This is a genomic window from Microbulbifer sp. ABF4_107 (genome assembly GCF_056312215.1).
Genome location: NZ_CM149983.1, coordinates 242,091 through 265,704, shown reverse-complemented (window position 1 = coordinate 265,704; position 23,614 = coordinate 242,091). Strand labels below are relative to the sequence as shown.

At 56.3% G+C, this 23,614-nt stretch carries 1 protein-coding gene; it reads right to left on the bottom strand.

Translation table 11 applies throughout. From position 1 onward, the window contains the following. Nucleotides 1-79 precede the first annotated feature (79 nt). Nucleotides 80-23,614, bottom strand: a complete 23,535-nt coding sequence (locus ACYX4K_RS00865; protein WP_475090659.1) for a leukotoxin LktA family filamentous adhesin — start codon at nt 23,612-23,614, stop codon at nt 80-82.

The following is a 23,614-nucleotide window of genomic DNA, read 5'->3' as shown; positions in this document are numbered from 1 at the left end:
TGGCATCGGGCCGGTTGTTTTACTTTTTAGAGAGCACACCAGTTCATTTTTCTGTTCGATGGCCACAAGGACCTCACTCTCAGTCCCGCATGGCCAACGCTTCGTCCAAATTGATTTCCGCATAGCCGGGTTCATCTGTCTCCGGGTCCAGCTCGCTGTACTCGTCTGGGTCCAGCCAATCGACCGGGTTCCAGAAGTACTCGTCGGCATTGAGGTAATCCAGCGGACGGCTGTACCACAGGCGCCACAGGTCTTCGCCTTCGGCGCGCTCACCGTCTACGGCATTCTCCAGCTGATGTTCGATAGACAGTCGGGTGAAGCCCGGTTCGCCAAGGGTGTACTCGCCGTCCTTGCCCTGATAGGTCAAGACCAGCGGGTTGCGGTAGCGGGTCACCTGCGCATTGGTCAGCAACAGGTTGCCCTGGGTATCCAGCCAGAATTCACCGTAGGGTGTTACCAGCTGGCCACTGACGTCCTGCGGCGACATGTCCGCATTGTCCAGCGCCATACTCAAGGTGCCGGTTTGCATATCCAGCTCGGTAATCACTTCCGCGCTCTCGATACGCAAATCACCACTGGTGCGGATGGCACCGTAATCCGTCATCAGGCGATCGATGGTGAGTCGCGCGGAATTATCCACATTCACACCCACCCACTGCGCCGCGGCACCGCCGATATCGGTCAGGGTCAGGAACAATTCGTCATGTCCCTGACTGTCGACATTGATATCGATGGTTGGGCCACGCAGCTCCAGCTCACCGGAAGCAGTCATAAACACCTGATCCAGCTGGATACCATCATTGGCAATAAACGAACCTTCCGGAATCGTCAGTTGATTGGCCAGCAGGAATCCGTCAATCCACAGGTGCGGTGTACCTACCAGCTCAGCGATATCCAGATCACCGAACGCGCGCATACGCACATCGCCATTGCGGGCGGACAGCAATTCCGCGTGGGCGTCGTTCAGCAATACAAGGTTGATATCACCGTCATCGGTTGTTGCGGAGAACCAGGGAAGGTCCATGACCAGCGCATCGCCAATACCGGTGGCGGCGCTGAGGTAGCTGCGACTTCCGGCGGCGGCTTCGAGATGCAGCTCGGCATCGCTGCGGCCGTCGATGCGACCACCACTGCGCAGGTCAAACGCGTAGTCACCGCTCCAGCTGCTACTCAGTTCGGACAGCAACATGGTTTCGCTACTGTGCACGCGAATACCGCCCAGAGACTCGAGTCGGGTACCGGCACCCATGGTCCAGCGATTGGTCTCTATGGCCACAGTGTCGCCGGCTTTCACCAGCGTATTGGCTGACTGGGTAATGTCGCCGGCAGCCTGCATCGTCAGCGCGCCACCGGTGTAGACATTGCGGCGCAAGGCAACGTTACCGGCACTGGCGAGCGCAAGTGCACCCCCGAGGTTCAGTAGCTGCAGATCCGCATCGCCTTGCAGGTCAAGGCTGCCGTCGCCGAGTACCTGCAGACGTGCGTCAGCAGCCATCTGCCAACTGCCAGCGGACGCTGCCAAATCACCGTGTACCACCAGATGCTGGCCTTCTGCCTGCAACAGGTCAGCGACGACATCCAGCTGCATACTGCCGAAGGATTCTGCGCGCTCATTAAACTGGAGCATACCGCCCGTATTAATGGTGGTATTGCCCTGGCCGATAAACTGCGCCAACACTACATCACGGGCGCTATCGATATCGGTTGCACCAGCCACGTCTAGCAGGCTGCCTGCTCCCATTTCGAAGTGATCGGCTTCCAGCGCGAAAGCGCCACCACTATGCAGTTCTACATTCGGATCAACATGCACTCCGCCAGCAGCAGACAAATAAATCGGGCCTGCGGCAGTGAGGTGATCGCGCAACGTAATATCGGAAGTGAAGCTCTTCAGGGACAGCACACTGCCACTGTCAATGCGAGCCATGTCCATTTCGCGCCACGCGTACAGGGTCGCAAAGTTACCACTCTGGATCAGGCTGTCGTCACCCATGGTCCAGCTTCCCGCACCGGCGTAGATCGCACCACTGCTGGTAAAGCTCTGGCCTGCAGCCTGAGTCAGACGATTTAGTACCGTGATCGTCGCATCGCCTATGGTGTTGGAGCCCACGGCAACATCACCGTTCATCTCCAGGTTCCAGAACTCATTAATAGTGAGGTCTGCACCGAAGTTTGCCTGCTGATTAAAAACAAGATTCCCCAGACCGCGTTCGGCTGCCAGCAACGCGTTCCCTTCCACATCCACCAGTGCGTAGCGCTGCAGACCGGAAGTCAGTACATCCAGATCTCCCGCAACCATCAGCTCAGCATCGGTACCCATAGTGAACTGGGCAGCGGCCAACGTCAGGTCACCACCACTTTGCAGCAGCGCACTATCGCTAAGGCTGACAGCACCGTCAGCATCGATGGAAATAGCGCCGCCGGCGATCAGGGATTCACGAATCGAGAAATCGCCGCTGCTCAGCAGATTAAAGTCGCCGCCAACTTCCAGCTGCGCCAGATCCAGATCGCTCGCGATATTGAGATCCATCAGGCCGCCTACCTGCAGCAGCGCGGCATCGCCCATTGTCCAGGAGTGCGCGCTGGCCACCAGATCACCACTGATGGTGAAACGCTCACCGGCCGCCTGCATCACAGCACCGCGCAGGCTCAGGTTTGCATTGGCTGGGCTCGCTGTACCAACCGCGACATCACCGATCAGGTTGAGGCTATTACCATCTACGATCGTCAGGGATCCGCCGAAGTCGGCTGTTTCGGTAAAGCTGATATCACCGCCGGCTGTCAGTTCTGTTTCACCGCCGATTTTGACTTGTGCGTAGAGCTGTTCTGTATCGGTACCTGCGGTGAAGTTACCGGCGATGTCGAGCAGAGCATTGCTGCCCATGGTGAAGCTGTTGCCGGTAATGGAAAGGTCACTGCCGCTTCGCAGCAACGCGTTTTCGCTCAAGGCGATCGCGTCGGCTGCAGCCAGAGTTACAGTGCCGGTTGCCACAAGAGACTCATGCAAAGCGATCTCTGCACCGCTGTTCAGCGTTACGCTGGATGCGCTGTCCAGCTGAGCCAGATCCATACCCGCGATGGAGGAAATATCCATCGCACCGCCGGTCTTAAGCAACGCGCCGTCACCCATGCTCCAGCTGTTGGCAGACGCGGTCAGGTCGCCGGCTATATCGAAGGTTTGTGCTGCGGACAGAGTGACGGCTCCACGCAGAGTCAGGTTGGCAGAGCCTGCTCCAGTAGAGCCAACAGTTACGTCGCCAACCAAGTTCAGGTTATTGCCGTCAACGATTGTCAGCGCACCACCAAAGTCGGTCGCTTCGCTGAGGGTGATATCACCGCCGGCAGTCAACTCAGAATCACCGCCGATCTGCACTTGCGCGTAGTATTGCTCGACATCGGTACCCACGGTGAAGCTACCTGCGATATCGAGCAGAGCATTGCTGCCCATGGTGAAGCTGTTGCCGGTCACAGAAACATCGCTACCGCTTTGCAGCAAAGCGTTTTCGCTCATGGCGATCGCATCGGCTGCTGTCAGAGTAACCTCACCGGTTGCGATCAGGGACTCACGCAGATTGAGTTCTGCACCGCTGCTCAGCGTTACGCTGAAAGCGCTGTCCAGCTGAGTCAGATCCATGCCCGCAACAGTGGAAATATCCATCACGCCGCCGGTTTTCAATAGCGCACTGTCGCCCATGCTCCAGCTGTTGGCGGATGCGATCAGATCACCAGCAATATCGAAGGTTTGTGCCGCAGACTGGGTAACATCACCGCGCAGAGTCAGGCTGGCAGAGCCTGCTCCAGTAGAGCCAACAGTTACGTCGCCAACCAAGTTCAGGTTATTACCGTCAATGATAGTGAGCGCACCACCGAAATCGGCTGATTCACTGAAGCTGATATCACCACCGGCGGTGAGTTCAGAATCGCCGTCAACTTGCACCTGTGCGTAGTACTGCTCAGCATCGGTACCCGCGGTGAAGCTACCCGCGATATCGAGCAGCGCATTGCTGCCCATGGTAAAGCTGTTGCCAGTGATGGAAAGATCGCTACCGCTTTGCAGCAACGCGTGTTCGCTCATGGCGATCGCATCGACTGCTGTCAGAGTAACCGTCCCAGTCGCGACCATGGACTCACGCAGATTGAGTTCTGCACCGCTGCTGAGCGTTACGCTGGATGCACTGTTCAGCAGAGCCAGATCCATACCTGCGATGGTGGAAATATCCATCACACCGCCGGTTTTCAAAAGCGCACTATCGCCCATGCTCCAGCTGTTAGCAGATGCAATTAGATCACCAGCAATATCGAAGGTTTGTGCTGCGGACTGAGTGACGGCTCCACGCAGCGTCAGGTTGGCAGAACCGGTGCCTGCGGAACCTACTATTACATCGCCGACCAGATTCAGATTGTCGCCATCAACGATTGTCAGCGCACTACCAAAATCGGTCGCTTCGCTGAAGCTGATATCACCACCAGCGGCGAGCACTGAATCACCGCCGATCTGCAACTGTGCATAGTACTGCTCAACATCGGTATCCGCAGTGAAGCCACCAGCGATGTCGAGCAGGGCGTTACTGCCCATGGAGAAGCTGTTGCCGGAAATAGAAACGTCACTGCCGCCTTGCAGCAAGGCGTTTTCGCTCATGGCAATCGCGCCAGCGGCTGTCAGAGTAACCGCGCCGGTCGCAATCAGGGACTCACGCAATTTGATTTCTGCACCGCTGTTCAGCGTTACGCTCGAAGCGCTGAACAGCTGCGCCAGATCTATGCCCGCAACGGTGGATATATTCATCGCGCCGCCGGCTTTAAGTAACGCGCCGTCGCCCATGGTCCAGCTGTTGGCGGATGCGGTCAGGGCACCGGCTATTTCGATGGTTTGCGCTGCGGACTGAGTGACGTCTCCGCGCAGGTTCAGATTGGCAGCGCCAGTACCTGTGGAACCAACAGTTACGTCGCCAACCAAGTTCAGGCTATTACCGTCAATGACAGTAAGCGCACCGCCGAAGTCGGCAGTTTCGCTGAAGCTGATATCGCCGCCGGCCGTCAGTTTAGAATCACCTCCGATCTGCACCTGTGCGTAGTACTGCTCAGCATCGGTACCCACGGTGAAGCCGCCAGCGATATCGAGCAGAGCATTGCTACCCATGGTGAAGCTGTTGCCGGAGATGGAAAGATCGCTACCGCTTTGCAGCAAGGCGTTTTCGCTCATGGCAATCGCGTCGGCGGCTGTCAGAGTAACCGCGCCGGTCGCAATCAGGGACTCACGCAATTTGATTTCTGCACCGCTATTTAGCGTTACGCTCGAAGCGCTGTTCAGCTGCGCCAGATCCATGCCCGCAGCAGTGGAGATATCCACAGCCCCGCCGGTTTTCAGCAGCGCGCCGTCGCCCATGCTCCAGCTGTTTACAGATGTAGTTAGATCACTCGCAATATCGAAGGTTTGTGCAGCGGACTGCGTAACATTGCCACGCAGCGTCAGGTTGGCAGAACCAGCGCCAGCTGATCCGACCGTAACATCACCCACCAGTTTCAGGTTATTGCCGTCAATAACAGTAAGTACACCGCCAAAATCCGCTGCTTCACTGAAGGTAATATTACCGCCGACTGTGAGTTCGGAATCACCGTCAATCTGCACCTTTGCGTAGAACTGCTCAGCATCGGTGCCAGCAATAAAGCCACCGGTAATATCCAGCAGCGCATTACTGCCCATGGCAAAGCTGTTGCCGGTAATGGAAAGATCGCTACCGCTTTGCAGCAAGGCATTCTCGCTCATGGCGATCGCGTCGGCTGCAGTCAGAGTTACAACGCCGGTTGCCACAAGAGACTCACGCAAGGCGATTTCTGTACCACTATTCAGCGTGACACTGGAAGCACTATCCAGTTGCGCCAGGTCCATACCCGCTGCAGAGGAAATACCCAGTGCATCGCCCGTTTTGAGCAATGCATCGCTACCCATGTTCCAACGATAGGCGGAAGCAGTGAGCGCTCCAGAAACATCAAACGTGGTTGCCGCTGTTTGGGTTACCGAACCACTCAAATCAAGATTCGCATTTGCCGGGGAGGCAGCAGAGCCGACCATGACATCGTTCAGGAATGTAATGTCACTATCGCTGTCGATCGTGAGATTGCCGCCGCTCGTTAGTGAACCGAACTGGCTCGCCGATGCGAAATCGAGTGTGGCTGCAGTACCACTTTCCAGCAGGCTACTGGCATCCGCAAGCCAGGCGCCTGCGGTTACATTTACCGCGCCGCTGGCGCTGCTCGATTGGTTGGCGGCCTGTGTCACAGTGCCATCTACCAGCAAGGTCATTGCGGACGTCGCCGCGGTACCAACGGCGAGGTCGCCGGTCAGAGACAGTTCGCCACTAGTGGTCAGGTGAAAGCTGCGACCGATATTCGTATTGCCATTAAACGCAATATCGTCACCGGCGCGCAGAGTCAGGTTTCGGCTAACGGTCAGTGCTTCAAATTGCTGCCCCGCGGTGGTTTCAATTTCGGCATTGTTGCCGACCAACAGTTGGCTGCCACTGGCCATCTGCCAGCTTTGCGCCAGCAGAGGACTGCCGTTGATGCCGCGCAAGTTACCCGAGACATCCAGTGTCACACCGTCAGAGACAAACACATCACCAAGGGTTTCAAGGCTGAGGTGGCCCGAAGTGATCACCGTATTGCCGAAGGTAATATCGCTGCCGCTATCAATTTGCAGGGCAGAGCCGCCGTTGATACTGCCGAAGGTGCTGTCGGAATCGCCGAGAGCAAAAGATGCCGAGACAATGGCATCGAAGTTACTGGTGGCCGCCGCAGAAACACCGTCAGCGTTAATGTTGATACCCATGGCATCCACCAGGCTGCCGCCGGAAAGTGTGAAGAGGCCGCCCGCATTTGCGGTGAACTGCCCAGATGTATAGGCATCCCCTCCGAGGTTCATGACGCCGATACCGGATTGCAACGAAATCGAAGCGACTTTGCTCGTCGCGCTGCCGATATTTCCCTGCACCTCAAGGCCATTTTCCGCGGTCAGACTGACTTGTCCACTACCAAGCAGATCGCCTGTAACGAGCAGAGTCTCCCCCTCTAGGTCGACCACACCCAATGGAGAGGCGCTGACATCGACATCGCCGATCTGCAATCCCGCCTGCGCATCCGCAAAGACATTTCTCGCCTGCAGGTACACGGCGTCGATACCGCCAATGGCGCTGTCCAGATTATTCAGGGCTGTGAGATTAATATCGCCACCGGCAATCAACGTCTGCAGGTTTAAGCTGTCGATCGCGAGAAGCTGTATATCGCCTTCGCTCTGAATCTTTTTACCGGAAGCCATGGCAATAGATTGGGCATCCGCCAGAAGACCGGCGTCACCGCCACTGGAAGCACTGGTGTAAGCGATATCCAGATTGCCATTCAGTTGCAACTGACCTGTCGCCAACAGATCCAGGTCTCCGCGAGTAGTGATATCTCCGAGGATCATGCTACCGGCAGTTGCATCGAAATCGCCACTGCCAATGTTGAAGCTGACCGCATCGACATCGATATTATCTGCAGAAAGCTTTGCCTGGTTGGTTACGGTGACCGTGAACGCATCGCTATCGCGAATGTCGCCAGCGGCGTAGAGATCCAATTCGGCTGCACTGATATCACCGTCAATCACCAGATTGCCACTGGCATTGACACTCAACACACTGTTAACTTCGGCCGCAAGGCGTGCTTCCGAAGTACCGGCAATATTCAGCCATGCATTAACTGCTTCAACACTCAGGTCACCACCGCCGGACATACGCAAATTCAGTGCCTGCGATACGCTTCCCAGATCATCACTGGCTTCCAGTTGAATCCCATCACCGGAGATGACGCTGTCGCTGTCCAGGCCATAAACACCGCCACCACTCAGCAGGTTGGCGATACCCCCGGCACTGACGGCATCCACCACCAGATCACCACCCACCTGGGAGAGGTACAGGTTATTGGCGGCACCGGCCTGACGCAGCACGCCGCTCAAATCCACCTGTACGTAATGGGATTCGCTGCCGATATCTCCCTGGGTATTGGCGAGATACAGATCGTTCGCGGAGATATTGGTGCCGCTGATCGAATCGATCGCACCGTTAACCGCAAGGCGCACATCCCCGTTGCTGGAAACAATGCTGCCCAGGGTCAGACCGCTGGCAGATTCCGCATAAATTTCTTCACTGGCGGTAATATTCAGCACGCCGGTGGTGTCGATCTTGATCGGGTCCACCTGAGATACGTTGAAGATCACCAGTGAGCCGGATTCCGTGGTTTCGATATCTCCGGGGCCCGCTTCCAGCAGGGCAATTTTCTGCGCGTCGGTTATGGTCGGGTTGTTGCGATCAATAGCGAAGACCAGGTCTGCCAGGTCTTCGCCCACGCTGCCGCCGCTGACACTGATGTCCAGGTTCGGCGCGACAACATTGGCTTCGCGGTTGGTCAACGTCGCCTGGGCATCGGCATTCAGTGCTGCGGCATTGATACTGATATCCAGCTGGCTCTGGCTCCACTGGGCGCCGTCTACCAGGCTGGCGTACCAGCCGCTGGCTTCATCAATCACCAGGGCATAGTCACTGTTGTAGCTGCTGGAGAGCAGGTCACCGTAGTCGTAACCTTCGAGAGTCCCCTTCTGCTCTACGCCGATGGCGTCTTCCTCATTGGCATAGACATCTGGCGCCGCGACCTGGTCGGCAAACCAGTCTTCCAGACCGAGGAATTCCTCTTTCGCCAGCGCGGTGGCTTCCGCCACGGTTGAAACGCCGTAGCGGCTCATAAAGGTTTCTTCGAAGGCACTGTCGATGGTGAAACCCGCTTCAGAAGAATCACTCAGGCGCTGCTTGATCAACCAGTAACTGTGATACTTACTAGTGAACTGGTTTTCATAACCGGTGACCGCGACCTCGCCGGCATCATCATCCTGAAGACCCAGGCGATCCCATACGGTCTGCAAGTAGGCCAGTTCTTCATCGGTCTTTTCATTCTGACCGATGCCGTTAATCAGGCTACCGCTGCCGAGTCTGATTACCACATCTTCGCTGGCAGTAATGGTATTAACCGCGAGATCACCGGAGGCCTGGGAGATCACAATGTCATCTGCCGCTTCCAGTGTCACTTCGTTTACATCGAGGTTGATGTAGTCGTAAGTGGAGGTTTCACCAATAGTGCCCGCGGAACCGATACTGCCGGAGTAACTCACCAGGTCCAGAGTATCACCCTGGATATGGGTGCCACTGCCCACCCCTTCCAGACCTTTGTCTACGGTCCCGACGATGTCATATCGCGCACGGAATTTCTCCAGCTGCACCGCACCGGATTTACCGGTGATATCGAAGTACAGAGAGCCGTTATCTGCATCCAGAGATACCGTATTGGTAGCAATATTCAGCGGGTCGTCCAGCGTACCCAGATCGCCCTGCCCGGCATACAGCCGCAGGGTTTCTGCATCGAACGAGGAGCCTGTCCCCACATTTAGGGCACCCAGGGTATTGATGTCAGTGGTACCCAGTGGGTTATAGATATTACCGTTGATCGTGACATTGGCTGTAGAGTCGATATCGATACTACCGGTAGCCAAACCGGTAAAAGAAATGCCGATACTGTGATCCGCCTTTACATAGGTGTGCGTTTCCATATTGAGGTAATACGGGATATACACACTGGGGTCAGTATCGGTCCAATTGGAGCCGTAGTATTTGTCGTAGCTGTAGCCAATCGCCCACCAATAGCGACGAATGGTATCTGCATCGAATTCGTGGCGAATATAATCCGTCGCAGTGCCATTGGTACACACATCCGGGTTTGCTGCACAGGTAGTGTAGTAATTGGCCTCCACATTCCACTCCAGCGCACCGCCGGCACCGGTCCCCTGCCACTCGCCCACTGTATTGGGGTATTTCGCCAGATATCCATCTTCGAAGTCGGTATAGGTCCGGCTAACCGAGGCGTCTTCACGGATGTAATACAGCTGCCCGGTCAGCGGGGTATATGTCGTACTCGACGTAGTACCGGTACCACCAGAGGTCCCGATAAAGGTGCCGTCTTCATAGCTGGTGGCGTATGAAGTGGTTTCGTACTCCTGAATCTTGCCGCCGGGGCTGTGTACATACCAGTGACTAAAGTAATCACTGGTACTGCCACCGTCATTCATATTTTTGGTGAAGTTGTAATCGGTGATCCGCACGATACCCACCGCATCATCACCGGCATCCAGACTGTTAATCACCAGTTCGGTGCTTGACGCATTGTCAATATCAATCTGACCGAGGCCATCGCGCACCAGAATTTTTCCATCTTCACTGGTAGAGGAAATTTTGGCATTGATAGACAGGTAACCGCCGCCGGAGACCGGCACGTCATCCACCAGCAACTGACCGGAGGCAACGTCATAGGTCAATGTAATACTCTCTGCACCACTGACCTTGGAAATCTGCGGATCTATGTAGATGTATTCTTGTTCAAACGGAGTGATAAAATCATTCACGTACGCCGGGTTTTCTACCCGCAGTGTCTCTCCGGGTTCCAGCTCAATCTGGTCTCCGCTGGATAGCCCCATCCTATCGATGTATTCGGCAATCGCCGCATCAAAGCCACTACCCACGCTAACCGACCAGTTGTTGTCGGTGCCTACCTCAATGGTGCCATTCAGGTCGACGCGGCGCGCATTGATAACGACCTTTTCACCCACGATCGTGGATCCGGGCGCTCCGATATCACTCTTCACGCTCGAATAATTCGCGGTGCGGATCAGGTTACTCTGCTTGTCCTCCACTGGTTTGAAGCGCCAGTTCCTACCACCGCGGCTGCTACTGTCGATTTTAAACTTCAGTCGAATCTGATCGGCACCTTCATACTCCTGTGAATCACTGAAGCCCCAGTTAAAGAAAACATGGACGGTGTCATAATCGCCGGCGTAGTAGGGGTCTTCGCTGTTGTCTTCAACACCCCTAATGTAACAGTCTTTGGCAGTAGCGCAGGAATAAAACCAGTTGTTAAACTCATCTATACCGGTCGCATCAATATCATCTTCGTAGGTGTAGTTGATCCAGTACTGAACAAAATCTTGCGCATCCGTAGGCTTCCACTTGTCGACAAAGTTAACCAGCGAAGACGGCGAGCGGCCGTAGTAAACATCACTGTTGCCTGCGTTCACCACCAAGCTGCCATTTTCCACCGTTAAATTAATGGTGTTGGCTTCGATAGTAGCTTGCTGGAGTAGGTCACCCTCTTCCAGGGTGATATTTACCGTAGAGAGCAAATTTGTAATAGCACCATCCACAATCACATCGGAATTCAGCTTATCGTCACCCGCCGGGTTGTGATTAATATGAATACCGGAGCTTACACCGGTCGTCGTGCTGTCTTCTTCAGTGATATACGCCGCATCCAGTGACGCACCGCCGGTGACATAGACATTACCGCCGGTCTGATTAGCAATGTATAAATTACCAACCAGAAGATGCTGGTCATCGCGATTACTAACATCAATGTAAGCGTCACCACGGGCAATAATTTCCGGGTGATTACTGCTTCCACCTTCAAGGTCAATACTGTCCGCCACCAGACTCACGTTACCGGCAGAGGCATAGATATCGGTCACAGAAATCACATTGTTTTCTTCTGCCGACAAGGTATCGAGGATTACTGATAGAGCGGCAATTTCTGTGTTCAGCTCATTGATTTCGTCGGTGTAAGGGTTCTCACCGGAGCTACCGGTGCTGGTTTCAGTACTGGATCCACCGCTGCCGGTATCACCAGTGTCCTCATTGCCATCCGCCTTGCTACCGTCATTACTGGTACCAGCATCGGTCCAGGCTTCGTACTCATCTACCAGGGTCTGCAATTCATCGATATAGGCCTGCAAGCTCGCACGGGAAGAGAACTTATCACTTAACTGTTCCGCAGTACCGTACCCGGCGAGGTCGGAAGTAATATTGCCTTCGTCATCCACATCAACCCACTGATAGGCATTCTGCCCCGCAACCACGGAACCGGAGCCTTCAAATACCAGGGTATTTTCACTGTCGGTATCGTTGGAACCGAAAGTGGTTTCGGTAGAGAAAAGTTCCAGGTACGGGTTGCGTTCTACACCGTCCGCGTTGGCATACACAGAACCCTCATTGGCTTCAATGGTGACATGACTGTCGCTGCCAATATCGATGTCATCTCCAAAAACAACCTTGTTGGTAACATTTACGTCCGCGTCAGCTTTGTTGCCCGCGGGGATAGGTACCGCGGTCCAGTTGTATACATTGGTGCGCGCGTCTGCCACCAGCTGGTTTTCAAACAGATAACGGGAACCGCGGCCGGCGTAGATGCCGACATTTTCCAGGGCATTGATGATTACGTCTTCCCCGATATCCACCTTGTTATTGACGGTGACATTTACATCGGAAACGCCACCGGCGACGCCGGCAATCGCCCATACACTGGTTTCCGCCTGCGCGGTGGCCGAGCCAATTGTGTAAGTACCAATTCCAATTTCACCTACCGGGTTGTACAACAATGCGCCGTCGCCGATGGTGACCGTATTGCTGGACTTGGCATCCACATCGGATTCGGAACCGGCTCCTTGCAAAGCGCCACCCACTTTCAGAACGGCAGCGTCATACACATAGAAACGGGTGTGAGCATCGATAAAGATGCCGTGATCGTATGTGCTGTCGACCCAAGCCAGGTCGCTGATGGCCAGCACGGCGTTGTTGCCAATTTCCACCGCCGCATCGACACCAGTGAGATCTTGATAGGACAGACCCGCAGAGCCATTGGCTGCGCCGCCGGCACCGGCATTGATACTGGTTTCGAAACCGGACTTGGCGGCATTCTGGATTTGCAGCGCCGCGTTGTCCGCTTCAATTTCGATTTGCAGCGCTTCAAAGCTGACGTTGTTGCCGAGGATGACTTCCGCATCGTTATCGATATCGGAATTGGATACCGCACCGGAACCACCAACCACGGAAACCGTGGTGGAATCGGTACCGGCAAAGAACTGACTTTCGTGTGCCGCAGAAAGTCGCACTTCGCCACCCATGATCGGGACGGCGGTATAGCCTGAGGCCCAATCGGCGATTTCTACACTGGCCGCCTTATTGGAACTGGAATTGTTGTAGCTGTTGGCATTGGAGACGGCGGCGGAACCGGAGTAGTAACCGCCACCTCCCGCGGTGGTGAAGCTCTGGTTTTCGTCGTAGTTGTAGGCGTCAAGAATAAAATCACCGGTACGCAGCACCGCGTTGGAAATCGGGTTGCTGCCGTATTCCACCCGCGCAGAGGTACTGGATTCCGCGGTGGACCAGTTGAAGCCGCCCGCATACAGGCCAACAAAGTAGCCATTGGCATCCGCGTACTGCACCGCGGTATTGCGCGCGTAAACACCGAAATCGTTATCCGGAATACGCACACCGTCGCCGACTTTGGCTACAGCCTGGGAACTGTTTTCTGCCAATGCTTCGGAGCCGGCAACACCGGCCAGCAAACCGCCGGATGCGGCGAACGCATTGGCATCGGCGCTGACATAATCGTCATCGGAACCATCGCCGGTTTCCGCGCGGATATTTACATCCGCGGTACCGGTGAAATAGGTACCGTCACCGGCTTCCGCCTGTGCTTTGGTATCGGCGATGGCATAGGAGAAGGAGCCACCCATGGCTCCACCGCCGCCTACGGTAACGCCGTATGCGCGGGAGAAAACTTCCGGAGTCGCCTGGGCATCGATATTCACCACACCATCCGCATCAATGGTGCCGTGTACCGTGGCATTGACATTGGACTCGTCACGGGCATCGGTAATCACGCCCTGAACACCAACCAGCAAACCGCCGGCTAACGCAAAGGCACTGGTTGTTACCAAACCTCCGGAGAATGCCTCCAGCTCGACATTATTGAATCCGCTGATGGCCTGGCCCGCTTCACCCAGCCAGGCATCCACATCGCTATTCTTTTCCGCAAAGCCAATGGAAACGCCGATGGCACCGGCACCGACGGTAACGCTCAGAGAGCCTTCGGTTGGGTCATCCGGTTTGCCACTGTCCAGGTCGCCCACACGCAGTTCGGTGGTATCGCGGGCGGATACGGAAATATCCCCGGTGTCGTCACCGGTTGCAGAAGTCACACCGGCCACGGTGCGCAATTCACTGCGCACATCGTTGTAATTGACGGTCACGCCGGTGCCGCCGCCGCTGACCACCCAGGATTTCATTTCACCGGCCGCATCGTCGTCGGACACATTCATCACCTGCGCATCGACGGTGACGTCGTTGGCGGTAAGATCCGTGTCCACCGTGGCGATGGTCATGTCATACAGGCGGGTAACCCCCACAGCACCAGAGATGGCAATGCTGCCGAGGGAGACTGCACCCAGGCCCTGATAAGTGAACAGCATGGTCTGCGCGTCCACATCCAGGGTGTCCACATCGATATCGCCGCCGGAAATACGCGCAGCCACCACGCTTTCGCCACCGATTTTCAGTGACTCGCCGGATTCGGTACTGGTGGCCGTAGAGGGTACGGCGCTTGCCTCAATGGTTACGCCACTCTCTTCTTCGATCGCCGCAATATCATCGTCAGAAAGATGCGGGTTGTAGGCCGCAGTGTCTTCCGACATCACATTGTTGGCGGCCTGGCGGGAAGGATCGAATTCGTTTTCCGCGTTGGTGCCGTCTTCGGTGGTGGTATTGCCCTGGCCGAACAGGGCCACACCGATACTCACCGCCGCGCCCACATTGGTGGATGCACCACCGGCCATGGAAATCATCCAGGCTTCGCGCTGTGCGGTGGCGTCGATATCGAGCAGGGTCGCGTCGATATCGGAACCCACCACTTCCGAGTACACCTGGCTGCGGCCGAGTACCACGTTGGCCACAGCACCCACGCCCACGGTATTACCCGCACCGATACCCAGGGTTTCCTGGTCGACGTCGAGAATTTCCTGCGCATTGACGGTTACACTGGTGGCATCGGAGGCGCCGTCTTTACCGAGAATCTGCGTAGTGAAGTAATCGTCGGCGCTATCGCCACTGGTGCCGTTGTCGTGCAGCAGGCCGTGCACCCCGGCGCGGGTCTCACCGCGGAATTCGGTGACGTTGATCATCGCCGCGATGCCAAAGCCGGTGCTCACACCAGCACCCAGGGAATAGCTGTTCACGCTTTCCAGGCGATCCGCATCCACGGTGACGTTGTCGGCTTTGATTACGGTGCTATCCGCATCGCCGGAATCGTCCAGGTCGTTGCCGATCAATGCGGTGCTGTTACCGCCGATCACATTCACCGCGAGGCCAACCCCCACCCCCACGGAAGTGCCGATACCGGCCGAGCCCGCTGCGGAATTAACGTCCTGACGGCGCTCCGCATTTACCACCACATCGGAAGCGGTGACGGTGCTGTCGTGCAGCCAGGCTTTGGTACCGCCGAGCATGTTGTTGATGGTGACCGAAGCGGTGCCGCCGATGCCACCCTCGGCGCCTACGCCCGCGGCAATACCGGCAGAAACCGCCTGCGCCAGCTGGGTGGAGTTTGCGTCCAGGGTCAGTTCGTCCGCCTTGATGCTAGAGCCGTTGATCTCGGCGCTTGCGGATTTGCCCATATGGTTGCTGGCAAAGCCACCCACACCGGCACCACCGGTGGACAGGGCAATACCGGCAGACACACTGAGGCCGTAATCGTGACTGGAGCCACGCACCACCACATCTGCATTGTCTTCGCCGGACACACCGCTGTTGATGGTGGAATTCTTGATGTAGGCATCGGTGCTGGATTCAAACACGTTGGTGGCGACGTTTGCGGTAATCGCCACATTCTTGCCGCCGGAACCGCCAACGGTAATCGCCTGCTGTTTGACATAGCTGGTGGCATTGACCACCACACCGGTAACCCGCTCGGTGCGCTCGCTCAGGTTCTGTGAGCCAAACGCGGTGGTGAGATCATCCATGCTGACATCGGAGTTACCCACCGCATTGGAATTGCCGTCGCCGTCTTCTTCGGTGGCGGACAGATCCGGCAGATCGGTTGTGCCCACCAGTTCGCCACTGTTGATGGCGTAGTCGCCCGCATTGCCCAGGGCTTTCACCGTGGCGTTTTCGATATACGCCTGGGTTTTTCCGTACTCCGCCGCGGTGGAAATTGCCACCGCACCGGCACCGCCGCTCAGGCCCACGCCCACGGCACCACTGCCCACCAGATTTTCCGTATTGGCTTCCGCCTCCACAGTGACATTGCCATAGGCATTGATATGGGCGTTATCGGCGATGCGCGCGGTGACATTGCCATCCACTACGCCGGTACCAATCGACGGGGCAATGCCCACCTGTTTCGCCGCTGCGACACCGGCATCGATGGTCAGCAGCCAGTTGTCCCGCTCGGCAATCACATGGACATTTTTTGCCTTGAACTTGGCACTGGTGTCACTGCTGCCGTTGCCGAGAATTTCACTGGTCACATCGGAGTCAACTCGATTCACCGCCGCAGCAATACCACCAGCAGAACCGCTGGAAGAGCCGGCGCCCATCCACGCAGTGGATACGCTGTCGGTGAAGTCCCCGGACAGGACATTGATATTGCCACCGGTACTGCTCGCGGAGCCTGCGGAATTATCGCCGGTATTCTTGATCCCCGCCTGCACCGTCTGATCCAGATCGGTCACGCTGAGCGCGCCGGCGAAGCCGAGGCCGCCGCTACCGGTAGACGCGCCAATCGCAATGGCATTGCCCACCAGCAGGTTGTGATCGTCATCTGCACCACTGGCGGCTTTAACGGTTACGTCGCCGGACGCCTGCAGATCCACGTTGCCGATACGCGCGCGGGTTTCGTGGCCGCTATCGCCGATCAGGTTCATGGCAACCGCCAGGCCCACCGCTGCGCCGCTGCCGGTGGAAACACCAATCGCGCCGGCAACGTTCACCAGATCCATATCGTTCTGAGCCAGCACCGAGACGTCATCCGTATTAATGGTGCCGTAGTCGTAGCCGTTCCAATCACCTATTTCCGCTTTTACAGTATTGTTGACACTGTTTACCGCAACAGAACCGATACCGGACCACTTGCCAGTGGCGACACCGACACCCGCGGCAACGCTGTACAGCAGTGCTTCGTTGCGCGCTGATACATCAACACTACTTGCAGCAGTATCGCCGCTATTGATATCGGAGTACTGAATACGCGCAGTTTTTTCGGTCTGTACATCCGCATGGGCGTAGGAAAGGCCCAGGTTGGATTTACCCACCTGCACCACACCGGCGACCGCGATAATCCGCTCCCCTTCAGAGCTGTAGTCATAAGCAGATCCGGTGCCGTCGTCACTGGTATGCACTTCGGTATTGTCGATGGCCGCAGCACCGGTAAAATCATAATCCTTGTTGACTTCGCTGTTGCCCAGTCCATCGAGAATACTGTCGAGACTACCTACTTTGGCGCCAGCCACATTGACTGCAACGCTATCTGCTCCATTGATAGTGACGTATTCAAGCAACGCTTTGGTGTCGCCCTTGATCGAGCCGATAGCAAAGCTGCCCATGTAGCCCATGGAGTTTTCAGCGTTATCGTTATAACCGACCCCGGCCGCACCAATACCAATGCGCTGTAATCCACGCGCACTGATATCAATGTTGTCAAAGTTATATATCTGACTGTTGTAGAAAAAGCCCCCCTTCTCGTAATCGGTAACGATGGCCTCAACGGCCTTGCCGCTGAATACGTCCTCGTTGTAAGCCGAAGACAGAACATTGTTACCATCGGGGTTACTGTCGCCGATCAGGTTGCCCGGATCGTCGATATCCGCAAAGGTAATTGCCAGGCCGTAACCCTGCTGGCCACCACCATACAGGGTGCCACCACCCACACCGATATCGGTATTGTTGTAGGCGGAAACTTCAAAATCGTTGTCGCCAACACCACTGGCGCTGACCACAGTGCCTTCCATACGCGCGGAGGTGCCATCGCGCACTTGGGCACCGGAAATAGAGAGACCCGCAGATGTAGACTTTCCGCCCTGCGAGGGTTTATCCACAGCCAATGCCAGGCCAACCGAAGTCAGTTCACCACCGTGCAGCGCCTGAATCGAGAGGTCATCCAGGTTGCGCACATCGGAATCAATTAACCACGCCAAAGCATCGTTAAAGCTGATCTGGTAGGCAATGGCACCCGCCATGGCACTGCTGGTAGGTGTTTTGGTCGATGTAGACAGGTTGAAGGCGGCAGAGCCAGAGGCGGAAGCAGAAACAATTTTTTGCAGCGCCTGGATATCCAGGGTGACCTCTTCACCGGTGTGTCCCTTGATGGTGACACCATCCACTATGGCCTTGGCATCCAGGTTCTGCACCACAATAGTGACACTACCAGCGCCGGCGAAACTGGTCGCATCGGAGTCTACTTGCGCGACACTTTCCTCACTGCTGGCGCTGTCGCTATCGTTGGAACCGCTCTCGGACGATTTACCAATAGAGCTGTCACCCGAGCTGCTGTTTGCGCTGTTGGCGCTGTTGGCGCTGTCCGAAGTATTGCTGGAAAGATCGGCCGAGTAATTGCCGAATTTGCTACCGTACCAGTCTTCAAATTTCTGACCGACACCAGGCTCACCGGTATCTTCTGTCAGCAAAGCACCGGCAGCGGCAACACTGCCGTTGGTGCCGCTGGATTTACCTCGCACTTCGACGTTACGCGCAATAATCACCGGCGAACTCGGTTGCTCGGGGTTGGTCGGAGCAGTAGGGGCCGGCTGCGTGCCGTTTTTGAAATCGACTTTTTCCGCTTCTTCGCTGTTATCACCGATAAAGGCTTTTGTATCGCCCTGGGTAATATTGGTAGCGATGGCGATGCCCACCGCGCTTTCACCGGCAGTCCAGTTCACTGCACCGGCACCGGTCCAGTTGCCCATCTGATGGTCGGCGACAACAACCAGGTCATCCGCGCTGACATAGGCGCTGTTGGATAGGGAAGCGTGGGTGAGGGATTCACTATTTAGAATCGCGATCACCCCGTTGAATCCGGTACCGGTACCCATGCCGGAAGACGGGGTAATAACAAAATGGCGCTCGTCGGTTTCCGCGGTAATCTCCACATCGTCGGCGGCGGTAATACTGGCATCACCAACCCCCGCTACCGCCTGCGCATTCTGCTGGACATAGGCGATGGTACCACCGACCGATTTACCTTCGTCGTTGGTGCCGTTGCCATTTGGCAGGATACCGAGAGTACCGATATTGCCGGCCACATGGGCACTTTCAATCAGGTTATAGGCACGCACCGCCACCGAGCTGTCAAAGTCGTAACTGTAGGTGACGTCCTTGAAAGGTTCAAAATCACTGAAGATACCCGGGCTGGCCAGTTCCGAATCGAGATCGTAAGAAACACTCCAGTCGCTTGTACCAGTGGTAGTGACTTGTACTCCGTCGCCAATCCACGCTTTTGTACCGATCTCGTTCCACTGAACATCGACACTGCCACCGTAGGCTTCCTTGTCGGCACCCGCACCGGCATTGGCGAAGCTGGTAAGAATATTATTTTGCAGGCCACCGGTGCCGTTGAACTTGCCTATGACATCGGAAAGTGATTCCCAGCGGTCATAGGTGGAGACGATGGGCATTTTCTGCTCTGCCACCACGCCGAGGTTCTGTGAAATTATCGTGGTGTAATCGCCGATCTCCGCCACCGCATCGCCTTCGTGAATGGCAAAGTTGAGCGCGAATGCGGCACTCTTTTCTGCGGCACTGGTCTGCTGTGCGCCGACCGTACCTTCCTTCGGCGAAGTTACCACCGCTTCCGCGGAGGTGCGGTAACCACCCTGGTCACCACCAACAGCTCCACGACCATCGCCGCCGATCACTTCGTCGTTGTCGGTTCCAAGATCCGTGGCAGCGGCCACCAGCACATTGCCGCTGGCGTTGATGGTCGGCGCATCTTCTGCACCACCAACGTTGTTTCCGAGATAGGCGTAGGCTTCTTTGTCCGAGAGGTTCAGTGAGAAGGCGAGGCCTCCCTTCCACGTAACGGTGCCTGACGTTTCTGCGCTATCTTCTGCTTCATCCCCGGCATCATCACCGGCGTCGTCACTAGAATCGGCAGAGTCATCCGACTCACTAAGTTCGACGCCGTCCGGCATGAACTTGCTTACCAGGGTAGAAACACCTCCCTGAACCTTACCCATCCCTTTGACCAGCTTTGAGCCGATGGTGCGCGCGAGAATACTGCTGCCAACAGTTACACCCGAGTGCACACGCTGCTCCACGGTGCGGTCCAGGGCGACCACGGAGACATCACCCACTTGCGCCAGATCAGTTCCGAGGTCCGCCCCCATTTCCGCGGTGGCACTGGTATCAAAATCTCCAATTGCCACGGCGATGCCATAGCGCGTGTTGGCCAAACCATAGACCGACGCCGAGGCATAAAAGCGATTCAGGTTTTCTGCGGCCACCAGGAGGTTATCGGCTTCCAGGTTCGCGCCGGTTTCGATAATTGCATTCGCGTCGACGTCCGCTTCGCCCACCGCGACCGCAGCCACCACCTTATTGGCATCGTCCGCCTGTAACACAAAGGCACTGGAAGATACGTAAGCCTCGTTGTGCGCGGTAACCGACAAGTCCCCACCGGCAGAAATGGTCGCGCCGGACTTCACTTTTGCAGTGCTGGTGGCACTACCGCCAACATAGATGCCAGCAAGTGATGCAGTTAACAGATCGCCCCCCATCACCAACGCCATCGCCTCGGCTACAGCGTGAGACGTGGCCGACAGGTTGACGTCGCCGGAAGCGGTAATGTCCGCGGAGGATTCCACGGTTACCGTTGCGTCGGCATCAGCCTCCATATAGTTGAAATCGACACCACCCAGTGCGGACACCGCTTTCAACCCCAGGGTCATACCGATCTCTTCGTACATGGAACTGATGGCAGAACTGAATGCAGTTGCAGTGACATTGTTCGCGTCGATGGCGCCGGCGATGGTGATACCGGTTTCGGCACTGGCAGACGCGTAGCCAACAGAATCCTTTTGCGTGGCGGTAAGGATCACATCGCCGTCGGTCGTGTCAGTATCGCCGTCAGCGGTATCCAGTACACTGGTGCTGGCCAGGTTAATGGTGGCGGCATCCAACTCGATATTGCCCACCGTATCGCCGGTGCCTGCACTGGTGCGCAGGGTGCCAGCTACATCGATACTATCCGCCTCCATGGAAATGGCCGCGGCAGAAATATCGGCAGTAGATTCGATGGTGATATCGTCGGCGATAAAGGCCAGTTCACCGGCATAAATCAACGCCTTGGTCCAGACGAGGCTGTCGGATTCCAGGGTAAGTTTGGTTGCGGTCAGGCTGGAAAGATCGAGGCTGTCGGTGATACTGGAGCGCAGCAGAATACTTTCGCTCGCTGCCATAGTGCCGTTATTGGTAAAGCTGTCGACATCCAGTTCGATATTATCGGCGGTAAAGCTGGTGTCGGTTACGAGGGTCAGATCGCCGCCATCGAAAATGATATCGCTGCCGCTGAAATCGAAATTTCCAGTGTCGACCCAGACAATGTCATCGCTACCGGCGCCGGTCACGGCACCATCACTGCTGCTATTGGCGAGCACGATGGCGTTGTCGGTTTCTATGGCAAGGGTGCCGAAACTCAGATTGTCGAGAATACTGTAATCCGCATCGTCGATCAGTCGGATGCTACCACTGCCGGAATCTGCGGTGAGGGAGCCATCAACCGCTGTCGCGGAAGACTGCACGGCAATATTGCGCGCACTGATATCCGCTCCACTGGTGACCGTTACCGCGGCGGCGTTGAGGGTCAGGTCACCATCGAAATCCACATTGCCAAGGTGTTTAAAGTCACTAGCACCCGCGCCGGTGTAGGCGGTGTCACTAGCACTGGCCGCAAACACCATATTGTTAGATGTGGTGAGCGAGAGCCCATCGGCGGAAAGCTTGGCGAAATCGAAAGCCAGGGTACCGCCAGACAATCCGATCTGACCGAGGGTTGTGCCATCGCCGGCAGCATTCAGCCAGCCATCTGCCTGCACCCCATTGGTTGCGGCGAGACTGATATCCACAGCGGTGACATCGATTTCCGTGGTGACATTGTCCGCATCCACTTCCAGGGCAAAACCCAGGTCGACCGCACCACCGGTTTCCTCCCACACAATATCGCCGGCACTGGCAGATACACCCGTCGCGTCGGCGGTGATGGTGAAGTCACCGCTGGTATCGACGCGCACAACAGTCGCGCTGATATTATCGAGATCGCCGTAGTCCGCATCACCGTCCAGGGTAATGCGTCCACTACTGTCGGCGGCAGTCGCGTCTGCAATCAGGCTGCCGTCGATATTGATATCGCTGCTGTGCAGGCTGGCGTCAGAAGCAGAAACGCTGTTACCCGCGGTAATCACCACGCGGTTGCCGGTAATATCCAGCTGGTCGTAGGCATCGATATTACCCACGAGTACCAGATCACCAGCACTCGCGGACAGCGCCTCGGCATCACCGGCGGTATCCGCCAGAACCACAGCATTGGCTCCGCCATCGATGGTCGCGGTAGCGCCGTCAATATCGATCAGTCCAATGGTCACGGTATCGCCGTCGTCGGTACCCAGCGCGGTGATATTGCCACTGATGGTGACTTCGGTATCCGCGGTGATATTGACGTTGCTCGCCATTACTTCACCGGCGAGATTAACGGTATCCCCGAGAAAGGTAGCAATCGAGTCAATGTCATTTGCCGTTACCGCATCTCGGGTATCCACGGTGGCGGTGCTGGAAACATTGATACTGTCGGCACTGATGGTGATGCCGCCATCGGCAAACAGGTCGCCATTGATGGCCACATGATCACCATTCACACCTCCGCCAGCAGCGCTGATATAGATACCCCCGCCGTCCTGTTGCAGCTCGGTTGGGGCGCTGGCATCGCCCACATTCACCATCGCCGCATCCACGTAAATCGCCTGGATGGCGTTGCCCGCGGTCATCACCGCGCCGGCATCCACCACCACCTGATTGCCCTGGATATCGATGCCGGTAGCGGTATTGATCTTGCCGGACACAGTTACCAGGCCGCTGCTGGAAACGGTATAGGAATTGTCGTCGAGCGCGACGAGTCCATCCTCGGAGAAAGACGTCGCACCGAGATCCAGCCAGCTGTCCAGTTCACTCTGGGAAGGGGTTTTTACCGAGAGCTGTCCGACATTGATGATGCCGGACGGACCCACGAGAAATCCGTAGGAACTGGCAAACACCACGTTGCCGCCGAGACTGCCATCCTGGTAGCTGTTCAGTACTCCGTGCACTTCCGGGCGACTGTCGCGCACGATATTTACCAGCTGGTCGATATCGCTATCCAGCTCCAGGTTGACCGTGTTCAGATCCCCAACCACAAAATCGTTGAAGACGTTGACCCCAACGCTGCCGTTTTTGTATTTGCTGGTAACTTTTTCGACGTTATTACCCAGGTCCTCGACCTCGGTAAATGCATCCACCGCATCAATATTATGGGTCGCCGCCAACAGATTCACCGCGCCACCGGACAGCACCGCACCGAGGGTGACGGCCTTGCCGGTATGTGGACGCTTATTCCGGCTCGGCTGTGCACTTTGGCTGCTGCGAGTAGCAAAGCGAATAGCGCGGGCAAGCAGGTGGTGACGGAAGGGCTTCAT